Below are 12,473 nucleotides of genomic sequence, written 5' to 3' on the forward strand. Positions count from 1 at the left end.
TTCTGGCGCCTCGGTGGAGAAGGGAAAACCGGCTATGGTAAATTTAACTAAAATAGATGCAATCCGGAACGAAGCTAAAAATCTGAATGATCAGTATTCTGAAATTCACGCTTTGATGTTTACTAATGATAGAAACTTATCTGATGCCGGCCGCGGTCTTATTTCAGAGCTTAAGCGTCGTGGTCTTCGCCAGAAAGATGCGGTTCGCATTCTGGGTATTAGCGCAACGGCTGCCCACAACAATTGGTAAGCGAACCCATATGGGAGAGCTGGACTATAAGGGGCCGCGCATACCGGCCCCTTTTTTGTGTCATATAATCGTCTTCGTTCTCCACATTAATTGACAGCCGACACAATTTTTGTAAGCAATGATCGCTCTCAACGGAGGGTGCTATGAAGCTGATGGTACTGAGCAGCATCGCTGCTATCATGCTGCTTATCGGGGGCGCACATTCCGAAACCCGCATTGAGAAAAAACTGATGCAGTTTGGCGGTCCAGAAACAAGGACAAGATGTATCGGTAATCTCAAAACGAAAGGTGTTCCGGCTTGTACAGTGAAGGGATGGGAGATCCGGTGCGAAGACACGTGGATTGAGACCTGCACCCAATGGGCGACCGATTTCCAGCAGCACGAGATATTCCTTATCGCCAGCGGTCCGGACGCGCCGGCGGCGCTTGAGAACATGCTTCACAATGCGGTCGATAGAGCACTGCTAGCCGGTGTCAGCGCGGCGATCGCTACGCCAGGCGAGGTTGCAGTCAAAACCGCCTCGGCAATCGCCGCTTTTAAGATAACGCTTTACGCCGAGCTCGCCATAGAACCGGTCCTCGCCGCAATGAAGGACCAGTTCCAGTTATCACTTGATAATAGGTCACATTGGTAGTTTACAAAAAAAGCTACCGTTAGCTTACGACAACAACAATAATATTCTTATTCGGTGTACTATTCGGTGTTTCAGTGCCATAGAAGGCTTTTTTTAAAGCTGCGTAGGCTTTTTTGCTTTCGAGAACTGAACATAAATCGTCGCTCAGCTTCAGACCTATGAGAATACAGCCCTCGCTGTCGTCGGGTTTGTTGCCGGTGTGGATTTGTACGTTTGTTCGTCCTGGCACCCCTGTCAGCTCTATGCGCCATTGATCAGTATGGTCATATCGAAGGACGGCCTCGTAACGCCCGTCTGGAATGGAGCTGATGAGAGGTGCATTGCCTTTCCAGGGGCGTTCCAGCGTGTAGGCAATAATTGTCCCGTCAGCAGCTAAGTACCCAGAGGTGCATGCGTCGCCTTTGTATTTCCTAGCCAGAGTCAAAGTAAAATTTGAAGCTTGAGCAAAAACAGATTTAGATAGAAAAAGAACGCCGCTAAAACCGGCTGCAAGGGGCAGGAAGTCTCGCCTTGATTGTGAACGCATGGCTAAATTCCGATCCATAAGAGCGTCGTTCTGATCTTGCGAATTCTGGTCCTCGCGCAACACGCGATCACGGCGGATTTTCATGCCTGGAATTATGCGCGTACCCTTTTAAGCGATCCAGCTCTTTTTTAGTCAAGGGCTTACGAGGGACAATTTGACCGCGCAAAACCGTTCCCATTTGCGCGGCTTCGTTTGACGGCGCGCTGAACTTTGCGAAGCCAGTCCATGTAGAGTGCCCTCAATCTTGGCCGACTTAATCCCTCGTCGCGATATTTTTGATCGGAATATCAAGGTACGGGCCAAATTGACTTGGCGTATACGAACAGATCGCGGCCCCTTACAGCGATGTCATTCTCGAGCCAGTTCGTCAGTGTTTCATCTTGAAAGCGGGCGTTAAGCCTAAGCTCGCTGTGAAGTGCGATCTCTGGCCGTTTTTGCGAAAAAGGTCCATTGCTAACCGACGAGTTCAAAGATTGGGTGAGCAGTGTAAGGTTGCCGATAGTGTGAATTATCCTCGCGCGTCTGATCTCAGGCGTCAGGCCGTCTGGAGTGACTGGTTCCGAAGGATAGGGATAATCAGCGACGCTACCCTGCTGAGGCAGCAAATGCTCGACGGTCAGGTTGACAGGTGTGCTGGAAAACTCGTTTTTGCTCGTTTTCATCGCCGTATCCACCGCAGCGAGCAGCATGACAGCACGGTCAGGACGAGATTTGACATAGGCCGCTTTATGCATCCATCCCCTCTCAAACTCGTCGTTGTTCGGCCATCGGTTGGTTTCGTCGTTGGAGCGTGTTAGCTCGTCGCGAACGGCCGCAGTAATTTCTGGACTGACGGCTGTACCTGTCTCGACAGCTTTTGTTTCGACTGCTTTCATACGTGCCAGCAACGATACAAAAAACTTATTATAGTTTTTGTTTGAAAGTTGGCAGACAAGCCGCCGTATGAGCCAGCTCTCAAGATCCGTAAGGATTTGGGTCTTGTCGTTTTGCGATAATTTGGCTGTTGGCAATCCGAGAATATATAGCAGAAGTGGGTAAGCGGTGCTGCTGTCGAGCGTACGTAGCCGGCGGGCAAATACTGATGCACGATCTTGACCACTGGGAGAGATCAGATTTCGGAAAATTGAGGAGTAACGCTTCAGTTCTGAAAGAAAGTCTTCGAGCGGCTCGTCCTCGTTATCACGCCAGTCACGAAATTCCTGGAAGATATGGCCAATCATCAGCTCACGTCCGGTTTGCATTACCAGGAAATGAAAGATGAAAAGGTCTATGCGCGGTCGGGTCAGGCGTCCCTGGCGTTCCAGAATATGCCAGTAGCGATCTTCTCCTTTTATCGGCGTCGGGATCCGATCGTTGTCGAACTGATGCCAGAAGCGGTCGTAAAGCCCGTCCGCGTACGTTTCATTGGCGATATGCGCCGGATCAATCGATGCTTGATGAAAGACGGTGTTGCGGATCAGATCTGAGGGAAGAAGCGGCTGGCCGCGTGCATTGAGAGTCTCAAATATTATTTGAGGATCATCGTTATCTTCGAGCTCAATCACAACCATCTGTAGCCCAACACGTAGTGCTTGTATCAGGCCGAATATCTGATTGTCTGGGTCTGGGGCAGTATCGTCGGCTGGCGAGACGAAAAGGGCGATTTGGCGGTAGAAGTAGCAGTAAGCGCCTATCAAACGTGGTAGTTCATCCTTTGCGGTGAGTTCGTTCTGCGCTAACAGCTGCTCGGGTCCACCTGCCAGCATGATGGATCGGAATAGGGCGCGATCAGCGTTAGTCGGCCAGACTTTAAAGCTGCTCTCGGCGCCAGGCTTCTCGTCTTCGTTAATTGTCAGACGCTTTAGCTTATTCGCGTGAATGGAGTCGGCTTTTATGGCGAAGTCACGAAGCGCCGCGATGAAAAGTTGTAAAGTGGTAAGCCGTTGCTGTCCGTCGATGACTTCTGAGCGCGCAACCGCACTACCAACAATCTTTTGTACATTGAGTACGACGGCTCCAAGGAAGTGCGATCGGCGGGGAATACCAGCGGCGCTTAACAAGCAGCCCTCGGCTTGCCGTTCTATGTCGTCCCACAAAGGCTGCCATTGGTCGTCTTCGTTCCAGACATACGCTCTTTGATATAACGGAACGACATACCGCCGTTCTTTCTGGAATAGGTCGTGAATAGAAAGCTTGTCTGGTTTCATCGATCATGAGCCATATGTAAATCACATTGATCGTTTGATCGATATCACAGTGGCTATGGACGGTTCCATATAGAAATCGATATCCTGCACGGACCGCCCTCACCCCAGCCAGAGTTCGCTATGCTGTGATGCCTAACGGGCGAGTGGCGCGTTTGGCTTGTCAGCCGGGTGGTGTTGCGGGCCATCATAGCTGACCGAAGGAGCTGACCGCGCCGGGGCCGGCGCATCCTTGAAGGCATCAGCCGGGGTCGCCGTCACCCGCTGATATGCCCCGTCATGGACCCGGCGCATGATCGAGTGCGCGAGAGGGGCGGTTTTCGGATCGAGCGCCGCCAGATCGACGGCGGCAAAAGCTTCCTTGAGCAACGTTTCCGCGATCAGAGGCCAGTCGGCAGCTGCGCCGTCCTCCCGATCGAACAGCTTGACCATGAAGGCGCGGACATGCGGCGCGGCCGCGACCGCCGTGGTCGGTTTCGCGGGTTTGGCCGGTCGGGGTGTAAAGCGCGGGCCTCTTGCCATATCCGTACTGTATATCCAGAAGATTAAAATCAGCTATACGCAACAACATTTCCCTAAATGTGTTCTAGTATTGTTCCCATTCATGGGGGCAACATCGATGGACTACAGCGAGATCTACCGGGATGTGACGCATTTCGGCGTATGGGCGCATGACGGCGCGGACGGCAACGGCAAGCGGGACGCCCTGGCGATCCTGGCCGCCGCCATCGAGCAGACTGAGGACCGCGATTTCCGCCACGACAGGGACGTGCTGGAAGCCCTCGACTATCTGACCGACCTGGCAGGGCGCTTGCCCGCTGCAACCGCCTACAAGGCCGCCCTGGCGATCCAGCACCCTCCCGAGCGACGGCAGGCCTTGTCGGCCGCCTATGAGCGCCTGGCCCGGCACCTGGGCGATGAGCGGCCCCATGGCAGATAATCCGCCCGCCTATGGCGTTCCCCTGGCGCTAAAAGCCCGTTTGAACGAGCTTGAGGGGTGCTGGCTGGATTTGCGGTGCGACTGTGGCCGCAGCGTTATGCACCCGATCAGGATGATTGTCCGCAGCCTCGGGCCGGGGCGTCACCTGGGCGAGATCGTTCCCCGTCTGAAATGCCAGAAATGCGGCGCGAAGCCCGCGACCGTGCATCTGTGCGAGACGGCGATCCGGGTGTTTTGCCACGGTGCGCCGCCCGGATGGTCCGTCCAGCTCTACCCTTTGGCGCAGGGTAGTTAGAGGAGCCGTCGAATGCGCGATGAGCCATTGCTAGCCACGACGTATGCGATCTGGCATACTTTCTGTTCTGGCTTTGTTTCCATATCAGGGGAGGCCAGGGAGATGTTCGGAGCAATTGGCCGGCCGCACAGGACGGGCCGTTTGCGCAACCAGAAGGATAAAGGTCCGGGACCTGTAAAATGAGTGACGAAAGACGCCTGATTTTTTATATAGACGCCTATTCGCCGGAAACTATTCCGATGGCGAAGCTGGCAGAATATATGGCTGATTTCGCCGCATTGCTCGGCAAGGACAATGCTGTTCATTTCGCAGGGCTGGAAAAAGGCAGCACCAAGATCGCGGTGCGCATCGAACACGAAGATTTACCCAAGGTCACGGCCCGCTTGAACGATGTTCGCCGGGGCAATCCGACCAAGGAAATGGCCAAGGTCTTCGACCAGATTGACGACCGGCTCGCCAACGACAACGCGGTCGGGCGTATCTATATCGACGGTCCGGACGAAGCCGTCGCGCTGCTGGCGTTTCCGGGGCGCACCCGTCAGAAGCCGCAGAGCTATGGCCCGTTCAATCAGGAGGGCCATCTGGACGGCATCCTCATTTCCATAGGCGGCAAGGACGAGAGCATCAGCCTGCGCCTGCAGAATGGCGATACGACCTACACGAACTGCGACACGACCCGGCACATCGCCCGCGAACTCGGTAAGCACCTGTTCGAGCCTCTACGCATCCACGGAACAGGACGGTGGATGCGCGAAGCCAACGGCAAGTGGACCCTTTTGCGGTTCCGGGTGCATCGCTTCGACGTTCTGAAAACCGATAGCCTCAGCGATACCGTTCACGCCCTGCGGTCGATAATGGGCAGTCAATGGAAAGACATTGCCGACCCGCTTGCGGAGCTGGAAAACCTGCGCCGCGACGATGAGGGCGAACTGCACTGATGGTCGTCTTTGATGCTTCCATTCTGATCTTCGTATTCGAGGAAAATGCAAACGCTTCGACGCCACGCGCGAAAGAGCGTGTCGATTACCTTATCGACAATCTTTCGGAAGAAGGGGTGAAAATCATCATCCCGACGCCGGCGTTAAGCGAGATATTGGTCAACGCGGGACAGGCCGGTCCCGAGTACCTGGCAACGATCAGCCGACAGGCATGCTTCCGGGTGGCAAGCTTTGACGAGCGGGCTGCCGTAGAGGCCGCCGTGCGCATCGCTCAGGCCCGGCAGCAGGGACGGCGCAAGGGCGGAAACCCTGACGCCAGCAAGGCCAAAATCAAATTCGATCGACAGATTGCAGCAATCGGCGCCGTCGAAGGCGCGACTGTCATGTATTCTGACGATGCCGATGTGCGAGGCTATGCTAGAGAGGCTGGAATGGAAGCCTATAGCCTTGCTGATCTGCCCTTGCCACCAGAGGACCCGCAGACAGCGATGATCCTTGAGCCGCCAGAAGGTAAGTAATACTTTTCCGACGTACCATTCTAATGCAGCCAGGCCTTGCTGCGATCATTTAGCGACCGATCGATATACGCGACTGTGGCCCTGCCTCCGGCATCGTCAGTGTGCAGCATGGCGGCCCGGATGATCTCCACCTGGTCCCATTCAGCGCTGAATGCGGCTTCCAGCTTGGCCAGCAAAGTTTGCGTGAAGGCGCGTTGCCCTTCCGTCATGGTCCGGTTGTCCAGCCTGTTCCGCAAATCAGCCGCCATGTGCAGCATCCTTTCCAGGGTGCTTTCATCCATCCGTCCGATCTCCTTGCCTGCCCTCTTCAATGCCTTTCCGGGTGCGTCAGCACCCCTGCCACGTGGCGAACGCGGGGGGCAAAGCGTCACGGGGCGGCCGCAGGCCGGGACCGGAGCCACGCGCAGCGACAGCGAGCATGGCGAGGACCGACCCCCTTGAGGCGTCGTTGGGGGCAGCGCCCCCAGCTCTTGCCGCCTGAATGGACAAACGCCTTCCTGGCTTCCTTTAGGCGTCGGCAGCGTCGCCGGATCGCAGGTGGGCAGCGCCCGCCCCGGTAACGCGAACGCGGTCACTGTTCTGTCAGGTTTCCAGCTGCTTTGCCCTGCATAAGCAGCCTGGTCTTGCCCTTGTCGGTCAAGCCGTGCTGCACCGCATCCGCAGGGTTTGCAGCTGTCTTACGAACAGGCGTGGAGTGCCTGCCGCGGTCCCGCCGGGAGGCTTCACGCCTTCGAAAAAAACGCGCATCCTGCCGGAGAAGGGATCTGTGCCCGCTGAAACGACGAGCGTTATCCAGGTGGCGAAAAGGGGATCTGTCCGTGGCATGCCGGCCGGGGTTTCGTCGTGATCGTGTGGCTCAGTGCCGCCGCCGGCTGGTTCGGCGGCGCCTGGCTCAGCATTGTCGCGGCGCTCAGCGTCGCCGTTCTGATTGGCCTCGCCCTCTGGAAGCTCGGGAGCTTCATTTATGCCGCCGTGAAGCTGAAACGGACCAGTCGCTGGCAGATCGCCGTCGGGCTGGTCATGTCGGCATTCGTCGTAGCCGTCCTGATCCTCGCCGTTCCTTATCTGCTCAGCAGGTTCGTCGATTTGACGACACCGGAAGCCAAATTCTGGCTGCAGACCGTAGCAGGAAACTGGTCGCCCGAAGCCTTCCCCCCTTTTTCGCAAAATGCAGCAAAGCCGTCGGACGGCGCTCCTTCGCCTGCAACACTGAGCGAATGGGACACTTACAGGTTCAGTGTCTCCGCCTCTATAGCGTTTTGGCTGAACAATGCTATCATTCTTATTTTTATAAATCTTACCTGGAGGTTAAGTAAAATGTCTAAGTCAATGAGTATAGCGGCCGCGCTTGTCATGCGCGACTCGCTGGCAAACAGCGCGGCGAAAGAGCTCGTGAAAGAAAAGTTCGCGCCGCAGGAGCAGGAAGCCATACTGAACGTGTTCAAGGAAGCGTTGGCCAGAGGGCAGAGCGATCTTGAGAAATATCTGCCGAAAATCGATGAGGCGGATCTTGCCAACCTCGTGAAAGATACCCGTAAACAGGCTCCCGAACCCAGCCCGCACTGATTTTTCTGTTTCGACTGTCGGCCGTCATATTTTGAGAGATTTGGTTCCAGGGAGGTGGAATTGAACAAGACAAACGTGATGGCCGGATACAGTGAAGATAAACAAAAATACGAAGAAAAACTGACCGATCTGATTACCGACATGGGCGATTTGTGGGACCGTTCCAAGCGTGAAAAAGCAGCCAGGGCACTGATAGAGGATTACACGGATCTGTCAGAGGCCGATGCAGATAAGTTCATTGCTGATAATGAATATCTTTTCGATAATGGCAAGCTTGAGGCGCACTCTGCGAATTGATTGTCGTAACAGTTTTTGTAGTAACGGGTCTTTTTAGATACACGATCAGATGCCGGTGATTTCTCCGCTACAGAAACGGACGTCTACCCTGACGGGACCGCGCTCTACTCGGCTTCGCCTCCCGGAACCCGGTTCCCGGTTTCCGCCATGCGGTAACGATCGCTGACGCGAGACGAAGAAGAGCCCCCTGTCCTGCGGCCAGCCCGCCGCTCCCAAAGGTGACTTCGTCGTCCGCTCCCCCCATGGCCTTCCGGCCCCCACGGAGAACCAGCTGCGCCGGCAGTCGTCATGATCGCATCCGCGATCGGCAGAGGGGCTGACCGCCCCCGCCGTCAAGGACTGGACGCAAGCGCGTCGGCCGGGGTGTCCCCGGTTTTCGCAAGGGCTGCAAACCGGGTGATCCCCCTCCCCGGCCGCCGGTCCTGGACGGCTTCCCCCCGCTCATTGGCGCTTGGCCTAGCAGGGTTGCATGCGCAACCCTTTTAGCAACCAAGAAAGAAAGACCATGACCAACCATGCATTACGTGAAGTATCTCTTGTAAAACTGACCCAATGGAACGGAAACGTCCGTAAAACCGCTGTAGAGACCGGCATCGATGAACTGGCGGCATCTATCGCCGCGCACGGCCTGATCAATCCCCTGACCATCTGCTCGGCCCCCAAGGGCAAATTCGTCGTCGTGGCGGGGCAGCGGCGGTTGCTGGCTTTGAAGAAGCTGGCGAAGGACGGCACGATCCCAAAAACCCATCCGGTCGCCTGCACCATGCGGGACGACGACACGGACCCCGCTGAATTGTCCCTTGCGGAGAATGTCGTGCGGGTGGCGATGCACCCCGCCGACCAGTTCACGGCATGGAGCGGGTTGATCGAGAACGGCGCGACCGTAGACGAGGTGGCGGCGCGGTTCGGGGTGGCGGCATCGACGGTGCGGAAACGGATGGTCCTTGCCCGCGTCAGCCCCCGCATCTTCGCCCTGTACCGGGACGGAGAGATCGAGCTTGAAGCCTTGCAGGCTTTTACGGTCAGCGACGACCACGAGCGGCAGGACGCCGTGTTCGACGGCATGGCTGGGTGGCAGCGGAACGACCCCCGCGCCATCCGGCAGGCTTTGACCGAAGGGGAAATCCCCAGCAGCGACAGGCGGGCGCGGTTCGTCGGCATCGAGGCGTACGAGGCGGCGGGCGGCACGGTGCGGCGCGACCTGTTCGACGCGAAGGAAGGCGGGTTTTTGCAGGACGTTGCCCTGCTGGACCGCATGACCATGGCGAAGCTGGAAAGCGTGGCCGCCGAGGTGAAGGCGGAAGGCTGGTCATGGACCGAAGCGCGTCTGTCCTTCGACTGGATCGAGCGTCAGGAGTTCGAGGAAGCAGAAGCGGAATTCGCAACCGACGAGGACGACGACTCCGCCCCGTCATGGTCACATGAGGCGAAGGCCATCGCCGGAGCCGTGGTCTGTCTGTCCTATAGCGGCGAAGCGGTGATCGAGCGCGGGTTGATCCGCCCCGGCGAGATCGAGCCGGAGGCGGACGGGGGGAACGGTGCGACCGGGAGCGACGACGAGGACGCGGATGCTGTCAGCGGCCCCGCAGCCCTGCCCGCCTCACTGGTCGAGGAATTGACGGCGCAGCGCACGGCGGCTTTGCGGATCGAACTGGCCCGCCTTAACTGCCAGCATCTTCATGCCAAAGGGTTCAGCGAAAGCGCCTGGTATGAATTCGCCGCGCTGTTCGGCGGACTGACCCACCGCGAGGCGTGGCAGTTTTATGCCAAGAACCAGGCGTGGCTGACCCGCGCCGGTGCAATGAATTTCAAGGACGGTTCCTGATTACTCAGCCCCATGCGAACCCCCTGCCCTAGTGCAGTCGTTGTCCGTCGCGTTGGCCCAGCAGCCGATCGACATAGGCGACCGTCGCCCGGCCGCCGGCATCGTTCCGGCGCGGCAGGACCGCCCGGATGGCCCGCACCTGGTTGGCCTGCCTCTCGAACGCGGCCTCCATCCCCGACAGCATGTTCTGCATGAAGGCGCGTTGCGCCGCCGTCATGTCCGAGCCGTCCAGCCTGGCCCGCAGATCGGCGGCCGTGTGCAGCATCTTTTCCAGGGTGGCTTCGTCCATTGGCATGGCTCCTCCCTCCCTGAAATTAGGGTGCGGCAGCACCCCTGCCCCGTGGCGAACGCGGGGGGCAGAGCGTCACGGGGCGGCCGCAGGCCGGGACCGGAGCCACGCGCAGCGATAGCGAGCATGGCGAGGACCGACCCCCTTGAGGCGTCGTTGGGGGCAGCGCCCCCAGCCCTTTCCGCCTGAATGGACAGACGCCCTTCCTGCCTGCCCTTGGGCGTCGGCAGCGTCGCCGGATCACAGGCGGGCAGCGCCCGCCCCGGTGACGCGAACGCGGTGACTGTCCTGTCAGGCTTCAGATCCATCCCTGAAAACCACGTCGAGATCCACGCAGGGTTTTTTGACGCGAGATCCGCAAGGACCGGGGCGTCGCCCTGGCGGGCCGCGCTCTACTCGGCTGCGCCTCCCCGAACCCGTGCCGGTTTCGGCCATACGGTGACGATCGCTGACGCGCAGAAAGAGGGGCTGACCGCCCCCGCCGTCAAGGACTGGACGCAAGCGCGTCGGCCGGGGTGTCCCCGATTTTCGCAAGGGCTGCAAACCGGGTGATTCCCCTCCCCGGCCGCCGGTCCTGGACGGCTTCCCCCCGCTCATTGGCGCTTGGCCTAGCAGGGTTGCATGCGCAACCCTTTTAGCAACCAAGAAAGAAAAGACCATGACCAACCACGCTTTACGTGAAATCTCCCTGGTGAAACTGGTTCAGTGGAACGGCAATGTCCGTAAAACCGCTGTAGAGACGGGCATCGATGAACTGGCGGCATCCATCGCCGCGCACGGCCTGATTAACCCCCTGACCATCTGTTCGGCCCCCAAAGGCAAGTTCGTCGTCGTTGCAGGGCAGCGGCGGCTGCTGGCTTTGAAGAAGCTGGCGAAGGACGGCACGATCCCGAAAACCCATCCCATTGCCTGCACCATGCGGGACGACGACATGGACCCGGCTGAATTGTCCCTCGCGGAGAATGTTGTGCGGGTGGCGATGCATCCCGCCGACCAGTTCACGGCATGGAGCGGCCTGATCGAGAACGGCGCGACAATGGACGAGATCGCGGCGCGGTTCGGGGTGGCGGCGTCGACGGTACGGAAGCGGATGGCCCTCGCCCGCGTCAGCCCCCGCATCTTCGCTCTGTACCGGGACGGAGAGATCGAGCTTGAGGCGTTGCAGGCTTTCACTGTCAGCGACGACCACGCGCGGCAGGACGTCGTGTTCGACGCCATGCCCGACTGGCAGAAGGACGACCCCCGCGCCATCCGTCAGGCTTTGACCGAGGGCGAAGTCCCCAGCAGCGACAAGCGGGCTCGGTTCGTCGGCATCGAGGCCTACGAGGCGGCGGGCGGCATCGTGCGGCGCGACCTGTTCGACCCGAAGGAAGGCGGGTTCTTGCAGGACGTTGCCTTGCTGGACCGTCTGACGAGGTGGAAGCTGGACGGACTGGCGGCCAAGGTGCTGGACGAAGGATGGTCATGGGCCGAAGGCCGCATGGCGTTCGACTGGAATGAACGGCAGGAGTTTGAACAGGCCGAAGCCGAGTACGCCACCGACGAGGACGACGACTCCGCCCCGTCATGGTCGCACAAGGTCAAGACCGTGGCCGGTGCCGTGGTCTATCTGTCCTATGGCGGCGAGGTGTCGATCGTGCGCGGGTTGATCCGTCCCGGCGAGATCGAGGCGGACGAGGCGAACGGCGCAACCGGGAACGACGACGAGGACTCGGACGCCAGCAGCGGCCCCCCTGCCCTGCCCGCGTCACTGGTCGAGGACTTGACGGCGCAGCGCACGGCGGCTTTGCGGATCGAACTGGCCCGCAGCTCGGAAACGGCCCTTGCCCTTGTCGTGCATACGATGGCGGCGGACGTGTTTTACAACGAGCCCAAGGGCATCCTGAAAGCGTGGATCACCAAGCGCAGCCTTCGCACGGCGATGGAGGACCATGACGTGGCCCCTGCGATCATGGCCTTGAACGAGGAACGCGACCGCATAGGCGACCTATTGCCGGGGGACCGTGCCAGTTTGTGGGACTGGTGCATGACAGCCAGCCAGACGCAGCTGCTGGACGTGCTGGCCGTGGCAACGGCGCACGGGCTGGATGCCGTCGAGAGCAAGGGCGATGCGAACCGCACCGGGACGGCGGAGGGCGCAGCCCTGTCCGGCACGCTCAAGCTGGATATGGCGCAATGGTACAGGCCGACCGCCGCAGGGTATTTCAGGCG

The 12,473-nt window shown here is 58.9% G+C and carries 14 protein-coding genes; 9 read left to right on the top strand and 5 right to left on the bottom strand.

Going from position 1 to position 12,473, the window contains the following annotated elements; genetic code table 11:
* Positions 1-13 precede the first annotated feature (13 nt).
* Positions 14-250 carry a hypothetical protein gene (locus MKK82_RS01465; RefSeq protein WP_243984417.1) on the top strand — a complete coding sequence of 79 codons (237 nt, stop codon included), beginning with the start codon at positions 14-16 and terminating at the stop codon, positions 248-250.
* 143 nt (positions 251-393) lie between these two features.
* The gene (locus tag MKK82_RS01470) at positions 394-885 is read left to right on the top strand and encodes a hypothetical protein (protein ID WP_243984419.1); all 492 of its coding nucleotides are present in this window, start codon (positions 394-396) and stop codon (positions 883-885) included.
* A gap of 19 nt (positions 886-904) precedes the next feature.
* Here the strand turns inward: MKK82_RS01470 and MKK82_RS01475 are convergent, their stop codons facing one another.
* The 3 genes from MKK82_RS01475 to MKK82_RS01485 form a co-directional block, all read right to left on the bottom strand.
* Positions 905-1,495 carry a DUF5675 family protein gene (locus MKK82_RS01475; RefSeq protein ID WP_243984421.1) on the bottom strand — a complete coding sequence of 197 codons (591 nt, stop codon included), beginning with the start codon at positions 1,493-1,495 and terminating at the stop codon, positions 905-907.
* Positions 1,496-1,698: 203 nt separating this feature from the next.
* Positions 1,699-3,597, bottom strand: a complete 1,899-nt coding sequence (locus MKK82_RS01480) for a DUF262 domain-containing protein (RefSeq protein ID WP_243984423.1) — start codon at positions 3,595-3,597, stop codon at positions 1,699-1,701.
* 132 nt (positions 3,598-3,729) lie between these two features.
* The gene (locus MKK82_RS01485; protein ID WP_243984424.1) at positions 3,730-4,026 is read right to left on the bottom strand and encodes a hypothetical protein; all 297 of its coding nucleotides are present in this window, start codon (positions 4,024-4,026) and stop codon (positions 3,730-3,732) included.
* 187 nt (positions 4,027-4,213) lie between these two features.
* On the opposite strand from MKK82_RS01485, the gene MKK82_RS01490 reads away from it, so the two are divergent.
* The 3 genes from MKK82_RS01490 to MKK82_RS01500 all read left to right on the top strand — a co-directional run bounded on the left by MKK82_RS01490 (position 4,214) and on the right by MKK82_RS01500 (position 6,285).
* The gene (locus tag MKK82_RS01490) at positions 4,214-4,534 is read left to right on the top strand and encodes a hypothetical protein (protein WP_243984426.1); all 321 of its coding nucleotides are present in this window, start codon (positions 4,214-4,216) and stop codon (positions 4,532-4,534) included.
* A 474-nt stretch (positions 4,535-5,008) separates the two neighbouring features.
* Positions 5,009-5,767 carry a hypothetical protein gene (locus MKK82_RS01495; RefSeq protein ID WP_243984428.1) on the top strand — a complete coding sequence of 253 codons (759 nt, stop codon included), beginning with the start codon at positions 5,009-5,011 and terminating at the stop codon, positions 5,765-5,767.
* Positions 5,767-6,285, top strand: coding sequence for a type II toxin-antitoxin system VapC family toxin (locus tag MKK82_RS01500; protein ID WP_243984430.1), 519 nt, complete (start codon positions 5,767-5,769; stop codon positions 6,283-6,285). The genes MKK82_RS01495 and MKK82_RS01500 overlap by 1 nt, the downstream gene beginning before the upstream one ends.
* Before the next feature lie 20 nt (positions 6,286-6,305).
* On the opposite strand, the gene MKK82_RS01505 is transcribed toward MKK82_RS01500, so the two are convergent.
* The gene (locus MKK82_RS01505; protein ID WP_243984431.1) at positions 6,306-6,566 is read right to left on the bottom strand and encodes a hypothetical protein; all 261 of its coding nucleotides are present in this window, start codon (positions 6,564-6,566) and stop codon (positions 6,306-6,308) included.
* Between the two features lie 562 nt (positions 6,567-7,128).
* Here MKK82_RS01505 and MKK82_RS01510 point away from each other — a divergent pair.
* The 3 genes from MKK82_RS01510 to MKK82_RS01520 all read left to right on the top strand — a co-directional run bounded on the left by MKK82_RS01510 (position 7,129) and on the right by MKK82_RS01520 (position 9,973).
* Complete coding sequence (locus MKK82_RS01510) at positions 7,129-7,851, top strand: hypothetical protein (RefSeq protein WP_243984432.1); 723 nt, start codon at positions 7,129-7,131, stop codon at positions 7,849-7,851.
* A gap of 60 nt (positions 7,852-7,911) precedes the next feature.
* On the top strand, positions 7,912-8,148 hold the full coding sequence (locus MKK82_RS01515) for a hypothetical protein (RefSeq protein ID WP_243984434.1): 237 nt from the start codon (positions 7,912-7,914) through the stop codon (positions 8,146-8,148).
* A 505-nt stretch (positions 8,149-8,653) separates the two neighbouring features.
* Entirely contained in the window at positions 8,654-9,973 is a 1,320-nt protein-coding gene (locus tag MKK82_RS01520) for a ParB/RepB/Spo0J family partition protein (protein ID WP_243984436.1), read from the top strand.
* A 28-nt stretch (positions 9,974-10,001) separates the two neighbouring features.
* On the opposite strand, the gene MKK82_RS01525 is transcribed toward MKK82_RS01520, so the two are convergent.
* Positions 10,002-10,262, bottom strand: coding sequence for a hypothetical protein (locus tag MKK82_RS01525; RefSeq protein ID WP_243984437.1), 261 nt, complete (start codon positions 10,260-10,262; stop codon positions 10,002-10,004).
* 658 nt (positions 10,263-10,920) lie between these two features.
* Here MKK82_RS01525 and MKK82_RS01530 point away from each other — a divergent pair.
* Positions 10,921-12,473, top strand: a 1,553-nt coding sequence (locus MKK82_RS01530; protein ID WP_243984439.1) for a ParB/RepB/Spo0J family partition protein, incomplete at its 3' end; no start/stop codon positions are given.

The sequence above is a fragment of the Methylobacterium sp. E-046 genome, from assembly GCF_022829625.1.
GTDB classification, from domain to species: domain Bacteria; phylum Pseudomonadota; class Alphaproteobacteria; order Rhizobiales; family Beijerinckiaceae; genus Methylobacterium; species Methylobacterium longum.

What these genes read in the sequence shown, in the direction of transcription:
- MKK82_RS01470 (WP_243984419.1), top strand. Translation starts at nt 394, where the DNA reads ATGAAGCTGATGGTACTGAGCAGCATCGCTGCTATCATGCTGCTTATC.
- MKK82_RS01475 (WP_243984421.1), bottom strand. Translation starts at nt 1,495, where the DNA reads ATGAAAATCCGCCGTGATCGCGTGTTGCGCGAGGACCAGAATTCGCAA.
- MKK82_RS01480 (WP_243984423.1), bottom strand. Translation starts at nt 3,597, where the DNA reads ATGAAACCAGACAAGCTTTCTATTCACGACCTATTCCAGAAAGAACGG.
- MKK82_RS01485 (WP_243984424.1), bottom strand. Translation starts at nt 4,026, where the DNA reads ATGGTCAAGCTGTTCGATCGGGAGGACGGCGCAGCTGCCGACTGGCCT.
- MKK82_RS01490 (WP_243984426.1), top strand. Translation starts at nt 4,214, where the DNA reads ATGGACTACAGCGAGATCTACCGGGATGTGACGCATTTCGGCGTATGG.
- MKK82_RS01495 (WP_243984428.1), top strand. Translation starts at nt 5,009, where the DNA reads ATGAGTGACGAAAGACGCCTGATTTTTTATATAGACGCCTATTCGCCG.
- MKK82_RS01500 (WP_243984430.1), top strand. Translation starts at nt 5,767, where the DNA reads ATGGTCGTCTTTGATGCTTCCATTCTGATCTTCGTATTCGAGGAAAAT.
- MKK82_RS01505 (WP_243984431.1), bottom strand. Translation starts at nt 6,566, where the DNA reads ATGGATGAAAGCACCCTGGAAAGGATGCTGCACATGGCGGCTGATTTG.
- MKK82_RS01520 (WP_243984436.1), top strand. Translation starts at nt 8,654, where the DNA reads ATGACCAACCATGCATTACGTGAAGTATCTCTTGTAAAACTGACCCAA.
- MKK82_RS01525 (WP_243984437.1), bottom strand. Translation starts at nt 10,262, where the DNA reads ATGGACGAAGCCACCCTGGAAAAGATGCTGCACACGGCCGCCGATCTG.